The organism is Microvirga sp. GN3 (assembly GCF_055792825.1).
This window is the reverse complement of sequence record NZ_JBVVAK010000010.1, coordinates 36401-52403: the sequence shown is the minus strand read 5'-3', so window position 1 is coordinate 52403 and position 16003 is coordinate 36401. Positions and strand designations below refer to the sequence as shown.

At 60.8% G+C, this 16003-nt stretch carries 12 protein-coding genes; 8 read left to right on the top strand and 4 right to left on the bottom strand.

Translation table 11 applies throughout. The annotated features are described in order from the left end of the window. Positions 1 to 22: 22 nt before the first annotated feature. Positions 23 to 1399, bottom strand: a complete 1377-nt coding sequence (gene glmU / locus ACS5Q1_RS07445; RefSeq protein WP_473097564.1) for a bifunctional UDP-N-acetylglucosamine diphosphorylase/glucosamine-1-phosphate N-acetyltransferase GlmU — start codon at positions 1397 to 1399, stop codon at positions 23 to 25. Positions 1400 to 1583: 184 nt separating this feature from the next. Between glmU and ACS5Q1_RS07440 the strand changes: the two genes are divergently transcribed. Together ACS5Q1_RS07440 and mdoH are read left to right on the top strand one after the other, a co-directional pair. Continuing rightward, entirely contained in the window at positions 1584 to 3155 is a 1572-nt protein-coding gene (locus ACS5Q1_RS07440; protein WP_473097563.1) for an OpgD/OpgG family glucan biosynthesis protein, read from the top strand. Then, a complete protein-coding gene (gene mdoH, locus ACS5Q1_RS07435) occupies positions 3131 to 5326 on the top strand; it encodes a glucans biosynthesis glucosyltransferase MdoH (protein WP_473097562.1) in 2196 nt (731 codons plus the stop codon). The genes ACS5Q1_RS07440 and mdoH overlap by 25 nt, the downstream gene beginning before the upstream one ends. Before the next feature lie 21 nt (positions 5327 to 5347). Here the strand turns inward: mdoH and gcvA are convergent, their stop codons facing one another. Continuing rightward, positions 5348 to 6283 carry a transcriptional regulator GcvA gene (gene gcvA / locus ACS5Q1_RS07430; protein ID WP_473097561.1) on the bottom strand — a complete coding sequence of 312 codons (936 nt, stop codon included), beginning with the start codon at positions 6281 to 6283 and terminating at the stop codon, positions 5348 to 5350. Between the two features lie 124 nt (positions 6284 to 6407). Between gcvA and ACS5Q1_RS07425 the strand changes: the two genes are divergently transcribed. Continuing rightward, complete coding sequence (locus ACS5Q1_RS07425; RefSeq protein ID WP_473097560.1) at positions 6408 to 6647, top strand: hypothetical protein; 240 nt, start codon at positions 6408 to 6410, stop codon at positions 6645 to 6647. On the opposite strand, the gene ACS5Q1_RS07420 is transcribed toward ACS5Q1_RS07425, so the two are convergent. After that, positions 6622 to 8265, bottom strand: coding sequence for a Na/Pi cotransporter family protein (locus ACS5Q1_RS07420; RefSeq protein ID WP_473097559.1), 1644 nt, complete (start codon positions 8263 to 8265; stop codon positions 6622 to 6624). The genes ACS5Q1_RS07425 and ACS5Q1_RS07420 overlap by 26 nt on opposite strands. A gap of 420 nt (positions 8266 to 8685) precedes the next feature. On the opposite strand from ACS5Q1_RS07420, the gene ACS5Q1_RS07415 reads away from it, so the two are divergent. Further along, a complete protein-coding gene (locus tag ACS5Q1_RS07415) occupies positions 8686 to 9036 on the top strand; it encodes a hypothetical protein (protein WP_203439642.1) in 351 nt (116 codons plus the stop codon). Between the two features lie 179 nt (positions 9037 to 9215). Beyond that, positions 9216 to 11666: an SdrD B-like domain-containing protein gene (locus ACS5Q1_RS07410; RefSeq protein ID WP_473097558.1), complete on the top strand. Its 2451-nt coding sequence runs from the start codon at positions 9216 to 9218 to the stop codon at positions 11664 to 11666. Between the two features lie 233 nt (positions 11667 to 11899). Here ACS5Q1_RS07410 and purT read toward each other — a convergent pair whose 3' ends face one another. Beyond that, positions 11900 to 13072: a formate-dependent phosphoribosylglycinamide formyltransferase gene (gene purT, locus ACS5Q1_RS07405; RefSeq protein WP_473097557.1), complete on the bottom strand. Its 1173-nt coding sequence runs from the start codon at positions 13070 to 13072 to the stop codon at positions 11900 to 11902. Between the two features lie 389 nt (positions 13073 to 13461). On the opposite strand from purT, the gene ACS5Q1_RS07400 reads away from it, so the two are divergent. The 3 genes from ACS5Q1_RS07400 (at position 13462) to ACS5Q1_RS07390 (ending at position 16000) form a co-directional block, all read left to right on the top strand. Next, positions 13462 to 13767: a hypothetical protein gene (locus ACS5Q1_RS07400; RefSeq protein WP_203439645.1), complete on the top strand. Its 306-nt coding sequence runs from the start codon at positions 13462 to 13464 to the stop codon at positions 13765 to 13767. A gap of 92 nt (positions 13768 to 13859) precedes the next feature. Continuing rightward, complete coding sequence (locus tag ACS5Q1_RS07395) at positions 13860 to 14780, top strand: DMT family transporter (RefSeq protein ID WP_473097556.1); 921 nt, start codon at positions 13860 to 13862, stop codon at positions 14778 to 14780. Positions 14781 to 14908: 128 nt separating this feature from the next. Further along, entirely contained in the window at positions 14909 to 16000 is a 1092-nt protein-coding gene (locus ACS5Q1_RS07390) for a type III polyketide synthase (RefSeq protein ID WP_473097555.1), read from the top strand. Positions 16001 to 16003: the final 3 nt, after the last annotated feature.

Sequence of the window (16003 nt, the reverse complement as noted above, 5' to 3'; positions counted from 1 at the left end):
TAACCTATTGTGACAAACGGCCTTATTTCTTCTTGGCCGCCAGGGCTTTTGCCCGGAATTCGAGAGCCCAGCCTTCCTTTACGATCTGACGTCCGCGCCCGAGACCCAAGGCGTTATCCGGGATGTCGTCCGTAATAACCGAGCCGGAACCGACGAAGGCGCCCTTGCCGATCGTGATGGGTGCCACGAGCGCGGAGTTCGAGCCGATGAAGGCTCCCTCGCCAATTTGGGTCCGGTGTTTGCCGAAGCCGTCGTAATTGCAGGTGATGGTGCCGGCGCCGATATTGGCCTCGGCCCCAATGGTCGCGTCGCCCAGATAGGTCAGGTGGCTCACCTTGGCGCCGGCGCCTAGCTCTGTGTTCTTGATCTCGACGAAGTTGCCGACCTTCGCCTTGGGGCCAATGGAAGCGCCGGGACGGAGTCGTGCAAAGGGGCCCACACCGGCCCCGGAGGCAATCCGCGTGCCTTCCAGGTGGCTGAAGCTGTGAACGACAGCCCCCGCCTCCACGAACACGCCGGGACCAAAGACCACATGCGGCTCGACCATCACATCCTGGCCGAGCTGGGTGTCATGGCTGAAGAAGACCGTTTCGGGTGCAACGAGAGTCACGCCGGCAGCCATGGCCTCGTGGCGCAGACGGTCCTGGATCATGCGCTCGGCGGCCGCGAGCTGGGCCCGATCATTGACACCGTGGACCTCCTCTTCCGGCACGACGGCGATGGCCGTCCGATGCCCGAGCTCGCGGGCGATCTCGACGATATCCGTCAGATAGTATTCACCCTTGGCGTTGTCGTTTCTGACCCGGTCGAGCAGAGTCAGTGCCAGGTCGCCGCGGATCGCCATCAGGCCACCATTGCAGAGGGTGATCTCTCGCTCGGCCTCGCTGGCGTCCTTGTGCTCACGGATGGCCAACAGCTCATCGCCCGACGTGATGAAGCGGCCATAGCCCGCGGGATCCTTGGCCTCGAACCCCATGGCAACCACGCCGGCGCCCTGGGCGAGCGGCGCCCTCAGCTTGGCGAAGGTCTCAGCCAGGACGAGCGGCGTATCGCCGAAAGCGACGATCACGTCGTCCGCACTCTGCTCCAGAGCCTCCCGCGCGCTCAGGACCGCATGGGCGGTGCCGAGCCTGTCCCTCTGAACGAAGATCCGAGCCTCAGGGAAATTCTTCTGCACCTCTTTCGCTACATCCTCACGATCCGGTCCGATAACCGCAGCGACGCTCGTGGCGCCGGCTTTCGTGAGGGTCGCGAGCACATGTCCGACCATGGAGCGGTTGGCGACCTGATGCAGGACCTTGGGCTTTCCGGATTTCATCCGGGTGCCCTCACCGGCGGCCAGCACGATGGCGAGACAGCTCCGGGACGAGGGCGTCTTGAAGGCATCAATCGAGGTCATACAGTTTCAATCCGGTGGCACTTTGCCGTCGAGCTAAATCAGAAGAGGTATTTCGGCAATCATTTCATGAGCAATGAGGCGGTTTCCGCCTGTGGCCTCGTTTACTTCATGCTCACGATTGACGATATGTATAAGGCATTCCAACTGTCTGGCTGAAGAGCCTCGTTCACACAAGAGTATCGCTGTGCCGGTTTCGCCAAGGGGTCCGTCCCCCTTCCATCCTCGCCGGCGCGACATGCTGGCCTATATCGGCGTCTCCGTCGCCGGGCTCGCATACGCGCCAGCCGTCCGAGCCCAAACACCCCAAGCGACGATTTCAGCGAGGATGGGCGAGAATCAGCGGTTCGATCCGGCGGTTGTGGTCGACATCGCACGGCAGCTCTCGAAGAAGCCCTATGTGCCGCCCCCGAATGATCTGCCGGATGTCTTCGGCAATCTGAATCAGGAGCAGTACTCCGCCATCCGATATACCCAGCCGGCGATCTGGAGCACGGAAGCCCGCGGCATCTCCGTGGAGCCACTTCACCGCGGCTTCGTCTTCAGGGATGCCGTCGACCTTTACCTCGTGGAGGATGGAGCCGTCCGCCGGCTCGCCTTCAGCCCAACTCAGTTCGATTACGGCCGCATCACGGTACCGAACAATATACCGGATATCGGCTATTCAGGCTTCAAGCTGATCGCGCAGCTCGGAAACGGCAAGCCATTCGACTTCGCCTTCGTTCAAGGCGGCACCTTCTTTCGGGCGATCGCTCGCGGCCAGACCTACGGCGCGATTGCGAGAGCGCTGACCTTGCGGCCTGCCGAAGCGCGCGGTGAGGAATTTCCGGTCTTCCGGGCGTTCTGGCTCGAGCGCCCCGCCGTGGGCAGCAATACCATTACCGTGCATGGCGTGCTCGATTCGGAATCGACCACGGGCGCGGTGCGCATGACGTTCCGTCCGGGCGACATGACCATCGTCGATGTGGAGATGACTCTCTTCCCTCGCGTCAACCTCGAGCACGTGGGCCTGGGCGGCATTGCGTCGACCTACCTTTACGGACCGAATGATCTCCTGAACTCGGACGATATCCGTCCTGCGGTCTACGATTCCTCCGGGCTTCAGATGTTGAACGGTTCGGGCGAATGGCTGTGGCGTCCGCTGCACAATCCCGAGACTCTCCAGATCTCGGCCTTCGTCGACAATTCCCCGCGCGGTTTTGGCCTTCTGCAGCGGGATCGTTCCTATGAATCGTTCCAGGACGATGACCAGCGCTTCGAACGCCGCCCGAGCCTCTGGATCGAGCCATTGGGCGATTGGGGTCAGGGCAGCGTTCAGCTGCTCGAAATTCCCACCGACGCCGAGATCAACGACAACATTCTCACCTATTGGCGCCCGAAGGCGCCGATGGCGGCCGGATCAGAGGTTGCCGTCGCGTATCGGCAGTATTGGGGATGGAACTCGCCTGAGCGTCCGCCACTCGCAACCGTATCGGCCACGCGCTCGGGCCGAGGCAGCGGGGGCCGCCGGCGGCGTTTCACGGTCGACTTTTCCGGAGATATGCTGGGTGACAATTTGCCGGCGGACCTTAAATCGGTCCTAACCGTTGCCCCTGGGACGTTCCAGAACCTCAAACTTTTGCCATATCCGGAGCGAAAGACAGTACGCGTTGCGTTCGAGCTTGACCCGGGCAACGAAAACGCGTGTGAGATGCGCCTGATCCTTGAAGCAGGCGGGAAACCGATTAGCGAGACATGGCTTTATCGTTGGACACCGTAAGTCCCGACTCAAACCCGAATGTAGCCGCCCTCGAGCGGCCTGCATCTTCTATGCCCCCCGAGAAGCACCTCGACATGCCGACCCAGTCGCTTCGGCGCTGGTCGGAACCGGAGGAGCGTAAGCCACTTTTGCAGCATCCCCGGATGGGGACTTGGCTCGCCCGTCTCTTCGTCTTCGGAGGCGGCTTGCTGCTGACGGCCTACGGCACCTACGAGATGTATCAGGTCGTGTCGGTGAGCCGCACGACTGCGCTTCAGTGGGTGCTCGTGGCGCTGTTCACGATCAACTTTTCCTGGATCGCAATCGCGTTCACCAGTGCACTCTTGGGCTTCTTTGCCCTGCTCAGGCGCCCAGGCCATCGGGGACCGCTGCCCACCTCGCTGCAGCAGCGCACCGCCATCGTCATGCCCGTCTACAACGAGCAGACGGACCGTACCTTTGCCGCTCTGGAAGCGATTTATGAATCGGTTCAGGCGACAGGTCTTGGCAATCATTTCGACTATTTCATTCTCTCCGACACTACAAATCCGGATGCCTGGGTCGCCGAGGAGCGGGCTTTCCTGGCCTTAAGGGAACGTCTGGGGCCCGGAGCGCGGTTCTATTACCGCCACCGGCAGAAGAACCACCACCGCAAGGCCGGCAACATCGCCGACTTCGTGTCGCACTGGGGTGGCCATTACGAGCACATGCTCGTGCTCGATGCCGACAGCCTCATGACGGGCGAGTGCATCGTGCGCCTGGCCGCCGCCATGGAAGCCGATCCCGATGCCGGCATCATCCAGTCTCTACCGCTCATCATCAACCGCAACACGCTCTTCGCCCGCGTCCAGCAATACGCGGCGCGAGTGACGGGCCCGGTCATCGCCATGGGTCTTGCGGTCTGGATGGGACGCGACGGCAACTATTGGGGCCATAACGCGATCATCCGCACCAAGGCCTTCGCGGATCATGGCGGCCTGCCCGACCTGAAGGGCAAGCCTCCTTTCGGCGGGCACATCCTGAGCCACGACTTCGTCGAGGCGGCGCTGCTGCGGCGCGCCGGCTGGTCGGTCTACATGCTGGCGGATCTCCAAGGCTCCTACGAGGAGAGTCCCCCATCCCTCATCGATTTGTCAGCCCGCGACCGGCGCTGGTGCCAGGGCAATCTGCAGCATATGCGGGTCATCGGGGCCAAGGGACTGAAGCTGCCGACGCGGCAGCATTTCGCCACCGGCATCATGTCCTATCTGGCCTCGCCGTTTTGGTTATTCCAGTTGATCGTCGGTATCGCGCTCGTCCTGCAGACGACCTACATCCGGCCGGAATATTTCGCCCGCGACTTCCGCCTTTATCCGATCTGGCCCCGGTTCGACCCCGAACGAGCCTTGGCGCTCTTCGCATTGACCATGGGCATCCTGCTCGCACCGAAAGTCTTCGGACTGCTGCTGATGCTCATTCGTGGTGATGATCGTAGGGCCTCGGGCGGCGGCATCCGGTTGATCATCTCGTCAACGATCGAGATCATCCTCTCGGCGCTCCTGGCGCCGATCCTGATGCTCATCCAGTCGGGCTCGGTGTTCCAGATCCTGCTCGGACGCGACACCGGCTGGCAGCCGCAGCGTCGCGACGACGGCTCCATTCCCTTCAAGGATATCGTCCGTCGCCATCGGGCGCATACGGTTCTCGGCGCGCTGGCCGGCATCTCCGCCTTCATGATCGCCACATCCCTGTTCCTATGGATGTCGCCCACGATCATTGGCCTCCTGCTCGCAATCCCGCTGTCGTGGCTCAGCGGCCAGCTCGGGGCAGGACTTGCATTGAAACGGCTCGGACTTCTGAGAACGCCCGAAGAATATCGGCCGCCGGCCATTGCGATGCGTGCCAACGAGTTGCAGGCCCGCAATGCCACCTTCGGCTTCGACGATGCCGACAGCCTCCGGGCCATCTATGCGGATGCGACCTTGAGGGAAAACCATATGGCGATGCTTCCGCCCGCCCTGCCCCGCAAGCGCGGCGTCATCGAAACGGAGCGGGCCTTGGCCGAGGCCAAACTGATCGATGCGGAGACCATCGACGATGCGGTCAGCTGGCTGCACGGCAAGGAACGCATGGTCGTTCTGCACGACCGGGCGCTCATCGGCATGCTCGTGCATCTGAAGGCCAAGCCTCCCGAGGTTCAAGCTGCTGAGTAGTACTCTCTCGAAACCGGGGCTTCAGGCCCCGGTTTGCATTTGGGCCGTGGGAGAGGCTCTCTCGCTGTCGCCCGCCACCTCGCTCAATACCCAGTCGCGGAAAGCCTCGATCTTGGCGGAGCGTCTGCGGGCTTTCGGATAGACCAGCCAATAGCTCCGATCCGTCATCGCCAGGAGATCGAACGGTTTCACGAGCCTGCCCGACGCCAGGTCGTCAGGGAAGAAGAAGGGATTGATGAGCGCCACACCCTGACCTGCGATGGCCGCCATCCCCTCGAACTGCTGCACCCCAAGCGAATTGTCCGGACGCCGCGAGAGATCGACATCTTTCAATCCGGCCGCCGCGAACCAATCCTGCCACCATGGATCGCTCGGTGAGATGAGCGGAAGTTTGAGAATATCCACGGGCTCTCGCAGGTCGACCTCCTGGAGCAACTCCGGGCTGCAGACGGGTACGAACTGGTTGGGAAACAGAACATGCGTCTCAAGACCCGGCCAGTCTCCTGTGCCGCTTCGGATTCCGATGTCGAACTCGCTCTGCGTGAACTCGATCATCTCGGTCGAGACGGAGATTTGAACTGCGATATTGGGATGGAGCTGCCGGAAGCGTCCCAGACGCGGAACCAGCCAGTTCGATGCGAAGGTCGAGAGAGTGGTAATCGACAGCGTCGACTGGACCACCTCCTCGACGCCTGCGAATGCATTGCGCAGGGCCTCGAAAGCTTCCGTCACGGCCGGAGCGAGCTTCCTGCCCTTCGCCGTGAGCGTCACCTGACGCGGCAAGCGGATGAACAGCGGCGCCCCGACGCGATCCTCGAGGATCTTGATCTGGTAGCTCACGGCAGCCTGCGTCATGCCGAGCTCTTCAGCCGCACGGGTAAAGCTCTGATGGCGGGCGGCCGCCTCGAAGACTCTGACGGCGCTCATCGGGGGAAGTTTTGACGGCAGTTTAGACATGACGATCCATAAGGCTACCTTATGCCAGCCCATTGGCATTTGCTTTGTCAAGCTCCCCCGGCAGGCGCATCTTCAATCCCATCACCGAGGGCCATGAGGCCCCGACAAACAACCACGGTAGGCTATGATGAGATACGAAGATGCCCGCCGCCTTCGCAGCGTCGAGAGCGTTTGGCTGCGCCTGAAGCTCTGGTTCCGTTCAGACCATCCGAGAAAGAGACCGATCATCGCCGATCTGAGCCATCTCTCCGATCACGAGAGGCGTGACATCGGTCTCCCGGAGCCGATCCGCTACATGGATTGGCGCGCCCTGAAGGACGAGAAAGATAGCCCATTGGTCAGGACGTCAGGCGGCTGGGCTTAAGCTCTCCGCTCTCCTCGAGGAGCGAATGCCCTGTGGAGGCGATATGTGCCTCGATTCGCTTGAGATCTCGCACGATGTCGAGCTGGATCGCGCTCGTATCGCCCATAGTCCTGCCGGACCGAAGCTGTTCGAGATGCTTCTGTGCGACCGCGCGCTCAAGATCCCGGAATCGTTCCTTCTCGGCAACGAGCCTGCGCGCGGAACCGTGGTCTTGGAACATCAGTACGGAAGCTGCCAGCTGTAGATGCTCCAGGAGCTTCGCATGCATGCTGGTGATATCGTCCAGGCTGTCCTTCGGCAGGCGCAGATGATTCTTGATGCGTTTGGCTGCCAATTCCATCAGGTTCTTGTCGATGATGTCGCCCACATGTTCCAGGTTGATGGCGAAGGCGAGAATATCGGACAGACGCTTCGCCTCCGCCTCGCTCAAGGCCTCGTGGTTGATCGAGCTCAGATAGCGGCGAATCGCGCTGAAGAGCCGGTCGAGCACGTCGTCCGTGCGACTCACCTGATCGACCCGGCTGATATCGTCCTCGCGAAAGAGATCCTGAGAACTCCGCAGCATGGTTTCCACCGTATCGACCATGCGCAGGACTTCGCGGGCCGCGTTCGAAAGCGCGACGGAGGGCGTATCGAGAGCATCCTTGTCGAGATATTGCGGCGTGCCCGGATCGGAAGCGCGGAGCTTCTCCGGAAAGATCTTGAGCAAAAGCTGTGCGATCCAAGGCAGCGGCAGGATGAAGATCGCAGCCACCACAACGTTGAACAGCGTGTGGAAATTCGCCGCCAGACGCGCCGGATGCGGATCGAAAGCCGACATCGCCGACAGGATCGGATCGATCAGCGGGAATGTCACGAGGCAGCCGATCACCCGCATGGCGAAGTTACCGAACGGCACGCGCAGTTTGACGGGATCTCCTCCGGTGCCCTCCAGCAGGGGGTTGAGAGAGCTGCCGAGATTGGCGCCCAGGACCATTACCAGGGCTGAGTGTGCATCGATGACGCCAGCGCCCGCAAGCGACATGATGAACAGCAAGGCGGCGACGCTGGAATGGGCAAGCCACGCAAAAATTGCGGACAGAAGCACCAGGATCAGCGGATCGGAAGCGACAACCGTGAGAACCTCTTTGAGGATCGCGGAGGACTCGATGTGCCGTATCGTATCGGTTAGGAGGTGCAGCGAAAGCAGCATTAATCCGAGACCAATAGCGACTCGACCCAGATCTTTAGTCCGACTCGTCCTCCCCCTCCGGTAGGCCACGAAGCCGCCGAAGATCAGAGCGGGAAAAATCAGGGACACGTCGAACGACAGAACCTGCACAATGAGCGTCGTGCCCACATTCGCTCCGAGCATCACGGCCAGAGCCGGCACGATGTCGACCGCCCCGCCTGCCGTGAAGGAGGCCACCATCAAGGCCGTCGCCGTACTGCTTTGCAGAACCGTCGTCACGCCGACACCGGCGAGAAAGGCTTGCAGGCGCGTCCTCAGTGCCATCCCAAGGATCCAGCGCAGATCGCTGCCGAAGGCGCGCTGAACCCCGCTATTGACCATGTTGATGCCCCATAGAAGCAGGGCAATCTCACCGAAAAGGTGGATCAAGACGGAGGTTGCAGACATTCAATCCTCTGGATTCGACAGATAAGGCACAATCTCCCTGCTTACCGGCCATTTGGCGCGACGGCAATAAGGTTGCCGGCTAATAATGATCATGTACCGGATTAATCTTCAGAAAATCGCCCCGGACGCCACGGATGGACGATGTCCTTGTCGGGAAGGCTGAGTCTTGGAGCCGTCTACGCCCCGGCGTTCTGCCAGGAAGAGCGGCTTAATCCTTAGGGTCCCAGGATAAACGCAAAAATCGCAAAGCCTTAGCCAGCACCAATTTGGCTACTCCTTACGCATGCCGTCATCTCCTTAAGGTCGTCTGCTCTTTTCCCCGTATAATCGGTACGCATGGAGTGTCCTAAAAAGCTAAGTTCCAAGGCGGTTCGGGCGTTGATTGACGGTATCTCACTGTTAGGTGTGCGAGGGCGTGAGATGGGTTTGGACGATCCATTTCCAATCGAGAAATGCTCCGGACGCGTCCGGGGAGCGATCCTGGCGGAATTTCAAGGACGGTGCCCCACCATCCGCGAAGTTGCCAGCATCTCAGATGCCCAATGGCTGACCGTCCCCAATATCGGCCCAACAACATTGGAGGAGTTGCGCAGCATGACGCACACCGCCCCCAATGGTGAGTCCCGACCCAATCCGACGGGGATGCCAGACGGTGAATTGTTGTCTCGACTGAACCGCCTCCAGCGCGAACTCAACGTTATTATCGGAGAGATCAAGGCGCGCTTAAGCGCAGGACTGTCCAAGAAGAATCATCAAAACAGGACTGACTGAGCCTTTCGAAACTAAGTAACATTCTGAACGCCAAAGCCAGCGGACAATTCGGTTCTCATTTTGACTGTTATTGACTTTAGGGCAGAGTCAGAGTTGATAGGTAGATTATCTTCCAGAGTAGCTCGTCCTGGCTCATATTGCGCTGACACCGGCTCGCTCTTGATTTGAGGGGCTGAGACATGTCGAGCGTTGTGCGTTCCATCGATTTCATTATCGATCAGAATGAGCGCATCGGGAACAGCGGAACCGTCTACGAGATCGGGAGCCCGGCGATCAAGTTTCTCATCGAGCAACTCGATGATGGAACGTTGAGAGTGACTGCCGCTGTCTTTGATAACGACGGCGACAGCGATGTGGATACTGCTGACATCAGAGGTATCTTCTTTCACATCGCAGGCATCGACAATAATTCCGCCGACGAAACCTGGCTGAATGGCCTGTCGATCACAGGCTTGGGCAGCAGCGCGCCTTACATTCAGGGGATCGCACTCGGCGCCGAGGGCGTCAAGGATGTTCCGGAGGGCAGCAACAGCGACAATATGAACGGGCGTCCGCTCACGCCGTACGATGTCGGCGTTGGCATCGGAACGTCCGGCATCGGGCATGACGATGTTAAATCGGTAACCTTCCTCCTCAATCATGCTACCGACGATCTGACGCTCGAGCACCTTGCTCAACAAGGCTTCGGCGCGCGGCTCACGAGCGTGGGCGTGGCAGGGTCCAACCGCGGCGACAGCCTCAAGCTCTGGGGATTGGCTCCCGTGGCACCGTCCATCACACCGCCGGCCCCAACCGGCTCTCTCGGCGGTCGGGTCTGGCTGGATCTCGACAAGGACGGCGTGCAGGACGACGACGGTCAGGAAATTGGCGTCAGGGGGATCGAGGTCACGCTGATCGGCGCGAGTGGCAGTGTTCTCAAGACCACGACGGGGGATGCTGGCGATTACCTGTTCGACAACTTGTCCTATGGGTCCTATGAGGTCCAATTCGACAGCAGCACGTACAAGTTTACCGCGAAGGACATCGGCTCTGACGACAAGGACAGCGACGCCGATGCAATAACCGGGCGCACGGCTGCCTACAAAATCGACGATACCAACAAGGACGTCAGAGCGATCGACGCCGGGCTGTATAAGGTTGAGACCACGCCGCCGGTGATCATCACGCCTCCCGTCGCAGGAAATGACGACCTGATCGAAGCCGGCGACGACAACGACTTCATCCATGGCGGCAGCGGTAACGATGAAATGCAGGGTGAAGGCGGCGACGACACGATCTATGGCGGGACCGATCGCGGTGAGATCGCCTGGAATCCCGGCAATGGAAAACTGAACAAGGTTCTCATCGGCGACAATCTCTATGGCAATGACGGCCGCGATACCTATCGCTATGCCAAGGGCGATGGCGTCGACCTGATCTGGGACTTCAGGCCGGGCGACGATGTCATCGAGCTGACCGGTTACTCCCTCGCGGATATCAAGGCGACCTGGGTCGGCAAGATCGCCAATTGGATCGACACCCCCAAGCACAACAAGCTCGCGCTGACCTTCAGCGATGGCGGCGCCATCCTCTTCAACGACTATTCGGGATTGGACACCAGCACGGCAACGGCCATCAAGCTGTCTGATGGAACGGTCCTCAGCTTCTCTCAGCTTCTGGGCATGGCCGGCAAGAAACCGGCAGGTTCCCAGTCCAACGACGACCGGCAGGTCGCTCTTCGTAGCTACGAGTGGCGCGAGCTGGGCAAAGACCTGAACCGCTATGGAGGCAACGACAAGGACAAGTTGATCGGCGCCTCAGGTGATGACAACCTCTACGGCAATGAGGGCGTCAACGGCCTCAACGGCAAGGACGGTGACGATCAATTGTTCGGCGGCAACACCCGCGATGCCATGCTCGGCGGAACAGGCGACGATATCAGCTATGGCAATGGCGGCGACGATCTCATCGTTGGTGGAAGCGGCTCCGACAGGCTGTATGGCACAGGCGGTGTCGATTACATCTTCGGCGACGACATCCCTGAGGGGATCACACTACCTCAGGCCTTTGCCGGAGATCTCCAGTGGCTCCTGGACGAGACGACGCTGGTGACGTCCAGCAGCCTGACCCTTGCCGCGGATGTCAGAAACGTGGCGGCCTCGGGCGATACGGCCATCGATATCACGGGCAACAATTTGAACAATGTGATCGCCGGCAATGCTGGCAAGAACACGATCAAGGCCGGCCAGGGCAATGACGTGGTCTCCGGCGGCTTCGGCAACGACATTCTCTCCGGCGGATCCGGCAAGGACAAATTCGTGTTCGACACGAAGCTGGGAACGGCTGCGACGGACCGGAAGGTGAACTTCGACAGCGTCAGCGACTTCAGCGTGAGGGACGACAGCTTCTATCTCGATAACGCTATCTTCAAGAATCTCGGCAAAGGAATGGCATCGAAGCCGGTCAAGATGAAGAAGGACTTCTTCACAATCGGCACTTCGGCCAAGGACAAGAACGACCACCTGATCTACAACAAGAAGGCGGGTGTCCTGTCCTATGATGCGGATGGCTCGGGCGCCAAGAAGGCAGTGGAGTTCGCCAAGATCAAGGCAGGTCTTGAGCTGAAATACAGCCACTTCTACATCATCTAGTGGCGCCGTTAGGTTAGCGCATCGTGCGGAACCGAAGGGCCACACCAGTGGAAAGCGGACCCGGTTTTTCGCTCTGAACGATACTCTAACCACTCACCGTGTAACTGTGGCCTATGTGGCGCTCGAAGGCCGCAATGCCCTGTGAGAGGTCGATTAGAGCTGTTCTTTTCTTTGCTTAGAGCATTTTTCGGCGAACCGGATCCGGTTCGCCGAAAAATGCTCTAAGCGTCCGCTCAGGTCTCGTATTTGATCTGCACTTTCGCCGCCGCTTGCCGCGCCCGCTCGCGCGCTTGCTCCACCGTCCCCCCGGAGGCCAATGCGACACCCATGCGGCGGTGCCTGCGAGTCGTGGGCTTCCCGAAGATGCGCACCTCCACGTCCGCATCCGCCGAGCCCAAGGCGAGGGCTTCCGCCAATCCTTCAATAGTGAATCGTTCGGCCTCGCGATCGGCCAGGATCACGGCCGAGGCGGTGGGGCCGTGCAACCGGACCGGCGGGATCGGCAGGCCCAGCACGGCGCGGGCATGAAGGTCGAACTCTGACAGGTTTTGGGAAAGTAGCGTCACGAGCCCCGTGTCATGTGGGCGTGGCGACAATTCCGAGAAGATCACCTCGTCACGGGTGATGAAGAACTCGACCCCGAAGATCCCGTAACCACCGAGATTGTCGACTACTTTCCGGGCCATGTCCTTGGCGTCGTTGAACAGTTTCTCGGTCATAGGAGTCGGTTGCCAGGATTCCTGATAATCGCCTCGCTCCTGCCAGTGACCGATAGGTTCGCAGAAGGAGACGCCCTCGCGGGAACGGATCGTGAGCAGCGTGATCTCGTATTCGAAGGCGATGAACTCCTCCACGATCACCTTCTTCCGGTCCCCGCGCATGTTCGCCACGGCGTCGTTCCAGGCCTGTTCCAGCTGATCGGCCGTGCGCACCGTGCTCTGCCCCTTGCCGGATGAGGACATGACGGGCTTGATCACGCAGGGCAGGCCGGTGTGCTCGGCTCCCACCCTCACCTCCTCCAGGCTCTCCGCATAGCGATACTTGGACGTACGCAGACCGAGTTCGGTTGCTGCGAGATCGCGGATGCGATCCCGGTTCATGGTCAGCGACGCGGCCCGGGCGGAGGGAACCACCGTGAAGCCCTTGTCCTCGAAATCCTGCAGGACCTCCGTTCGGATCGCCTCGATCTCCGGTACGATGAAGTCCGGCTGGTGTTTCTCGATGGCGTTGCGGAGGGCCTCCGCATCGAGCATGGAGAAGACCGCGGACTCGTCCGCGACCTGCATGGCGGGAGCGTTCGGATAGCTGTCGCAGGCCACCACGTAGCAGCCATATCGCTTGGTCGAGATGACGAACTCCTTGCCGAGCTCGCCCGATCCGAGAAGGAGAATCTTGGCTGTGAACACGGGAATGCCTTTCATTCAGGGCCGGGCGGCTGCGTCGGGACGACATTGCGCAAAAACTCAATTCTTTCAACCACAGGGAAGGGCATCGCCTTCAAATGCTCAATGGCCGGCGGAAGCGGCAGGGTCGAGTCCCGGTTCGTTCATACAGGCAAGATCGGCCTTATTCACATAGGGCAAGGGCCCACATGCCTTTTGTCCGCGGGCGCGGCAAAAACGCTCTGCCTTGGCATTTTTAGCGGCTTGCCGTGGATCAAAGTTTCTCCGGGCCGCGTTCAACAGCAGCGACAGGGCTTCGGCCTCGCTTGCGCTGAGCGCAGCCCTGCCGTCTCAATCGCGCACTACGCAATCGGAAGTTCAATGGGTTAAGGGGTCTGCGCAGGAGAAGCCCAATGCTAGCAAAGAAGAAATCCTCCGAGAGCCGAAACCGGCGCGTGACGCGCGTCGAACCTCCTGTCCTTGAGGAGGCGGTTGTCGCCGCTCAGGGGCTGACGGATGATATCGAAAGCCAAGTCGAGATCGCCGCACAACTGATGGGGCTTTCGCACGACGAGGTGCGGCCCGTCGTCCTGCGATCGGCATCCCAGATCCGCCGTCCCGAGCGTCTGCCCGAGCGTTTCCCCATGCACGAGCGGAGCGAAGGGCCTAAGGTCGTAGTGGTTGAGCGCAGGCGCCCTCGCCTCGTCATGCCGAGATAATTCCCTTATCCTCCCATCCCGTCCGGGCGCGCCGATCGCAACCGCTACTCCTTCCGCCTCCTGCCGTCGCCCTCCCACGGGATTGTCCGAACATGGTCAAAGGTATCATCCTTGCCTTCCTCGCCTTTGCCGTTTTCGCCTGGGGCGATGCGGTGGTGAAGGAGATCGGGCATGGCCTTGACCCGTTCGAGGTGACCTTCTTCGGATATCTCATCCCCTTTCTCCTGTCGCCCGTGTTCATGAAGCCCGGCGATAGGATCGTGGACCTCGTGCGGTGGAACAGACCCTGGCTCATGGGGCTACGGGTCTTCCTGATCGCCATCACGACGCCGCTCAGCGTCATGGCCTTCCGCAGCCTACCCTTCGCAGAGGCCTTCGCCCTTCTGTTCCTCATGCCCAGCCTCGTCACGATTCTCTCGATCTTCGTGCTGAAGGAGCATGTCAGATGGCGTCGTGGACTGGCCGTCTGTGCGGCCTTCATTGGCGTGCTGATCATCGTGCGCCCGGGTTTCAAGGAATTCCTCCCCGGTCATCTGGCCGCCCTCGCCACCGCCCTGTGCGCGGCCGGCGGCGTCATCACGGGCCGGATGATCGGTCACACGGAGAAGCGGTTCACCCTGATCGGTACCGTCTTTCTCGCGACCACCGTTCTGGCCGGAATCCTGATGATTCCGGGCTTCGCCTGGCCGACGATGCATCAATGGGTGCTGCTGCTCGCCTTTGCTGCCACCGCCTTCGTGGCTCAGGCTCTGTTCATCATCGCGACCATGTACGCGCCGGCTGACCGGCTCGGGGCCGCGCAGTACAGCCAGATCCTCTGGGCACTGGCGATCGGGGCGCTGTTCTTCGACGAATGGCCTGACGCGCTGGCGCTGGTCGGCATCTTCATTGTCGTTGCGGCGGGGCTGTTCATTTTCGCACGGGAACAGACTCTTAAGCGCGGCCAGCCCCAGGCAACGCCCTCGGCCGAGCTTGCCCGGCCCGGAGCGATGGCCAAACCGACACCGCACTGACGGCCCTCTGATCTTACGGGTGCGACTTCTGCGCCGGCCTTTGTTTCCTCCCGCTATGGGCTGCCCTATTATCTTCGATCTCGAAGGCTCTGAGTGCTTGTACAGGAGTCAGGGCCAAGGTTGGCAGGGTGGTTCCCTTGGCAGGCACATATATCAACCGGATCGGCACAGCCGTTCCACAGCACGATGTCCACCAGACCTTCATCGGCTTCGTCGACCAGTTTCTACCCGACCGGAAGGACAAGCTGATCTTCCGCCGGATGGTCCAGCGGTCCGGCATCGAGCATCGCTACTCGACCCTCACTCCCAGCGAGAACCTTGAAGCAGCGGCCGATCGGGAAGGCTTTTTCCAACCGGGGCAGTTTGCCGGGACAGGCCCCCGCATGCAGCGTTTCGAGACCCATGCGGTCGATCTCGCGCAGCAGGCCATCGAGGCTCTCGACCTGAATGAGGATCTCACGTCCATCACCCACATGGTGGTCGCTTCCTGCACCGGATTTACAACTCCGGGACTTGACCAGCAGATCCTGGAGCGTTTGGGCCTCAATCCATCGATCGAGCGCACCATGGTGGGATTCATGGGCTGCGCCGCCGCCGTCAATGCGCTCAAGGTCGCCCACCACATCGTCCGGTCAGAGCCATCGGCCAAGGTTCTGGTGGTCAATCTGGAACTTTGCACGCTCCACCTTCAGGAGACCTCCGACCTTGAAGTGATCCTCAGCGCCCTGCTCTTCGGCGACGGATGCGCCGCAAGCCTCGTCTCGGCGGAACCGGAAGGGATCGCGCTTAAGGATTTCCGCGTCACGACCATTCCGGATACGCGCGACCTCATCACATGGCGCATCGGCGATGCCGGGTTCGAGATGAGCCTGTCCGGGCAGGTGCCCCAGCAGATCGAGAAGGCCCTTCGCCACGAGGCCACCCGCAACGACGACGGCGGTATCCTGCGCGGGCAGCATAAGGACGATTTCGACCTCTGGGCGGTGCATGCCGGTGGGAGGACCATCCTCGATGCGGTCGAACAGGGGCTCGATCTCGGCCCCGAGGCCTTGCGCTGGTCGCGCGGAGTGCTGCGGGACTTCGGCAACATGTCCTCCGCCACGCTGATGTTCGTCCTCGGGCGCATCATGCAGGATGCCCCGCCCACATCGAACGGCTTCGGAATGGCATTCGGCCCGGGACTGGTGGCCGAGACTTTCCGTTTCACCCTTGCCGGATAGAAG

Excerpts from the sequence above, each read along its gene's own strand:
- glmU (WP_473097564.1), bottom strand. The coding sequence starts at position 1,399 with ATGACCTCGATTGATGCCTTCAAGACGCCCTCGTCCCGGAGCTGTCTC.
- mdoH (WP_473097562.1), top strand. The coding sequence starts at position 3,131 with ATGGCTTTATCGTTGGACACCGTAAGTCCCGACTCAAACCCGAATGTA.
- gcvA (WP_473097561.1), bottom strand. The coding sequence starts at position 6,283 with ATGTCTAAACTGCCGTCAAAACTTCCCCCGATGAGCGCCGTCAGAGTC.
- ACS5Q1_RS07425 (WP_473097560.1), top strand. The coding sequence starts at position 6,408 with ATGATGAGATACGAAGATGCCCGCCGCCTTCGCAGCGTCGAGAGCGTT.
- ACS5Q1_RS07420 (WP_473097559.1), bottom strand. The coding sequence starts at position 8,265 with ATGTCTGCAACCTCCGTCTTGATCCACCTTTTCGGTGAGATTGCCCTG.
- ACS5Q1_RS07415 (WP_203439642.1), top strand. The coding sequence starts at position 8,686 with ATGGGTTTGGACGATCCATTTCCAATCGAGAAATGCTCCGGACGCGTC.
- ACS5Q1_RS07410 (WP_473097558.1), top strand. The coding sequence starts at position 9,216 with ATGTCGAGCGTTGTGCGTTCCATCGATTTCATTATCGATCAGAATGAG.
- ACS5Q1_RS07400 (WP_203439645.1), top strand. The coding sequence starts at position 13,462 with ATGCTAGCAAAGAAGAAATCCTCCGAGAGCCGAAACCGGCGCGTGACG.
- ACS5Q1_RS07395 (WP_473097556.1), top strand. The coding sequence starts at position 13,860 with ATGGTCAAAGGTATCATCCTTGCCTTCCTCGCCTTTGCCGTTTTCGCC.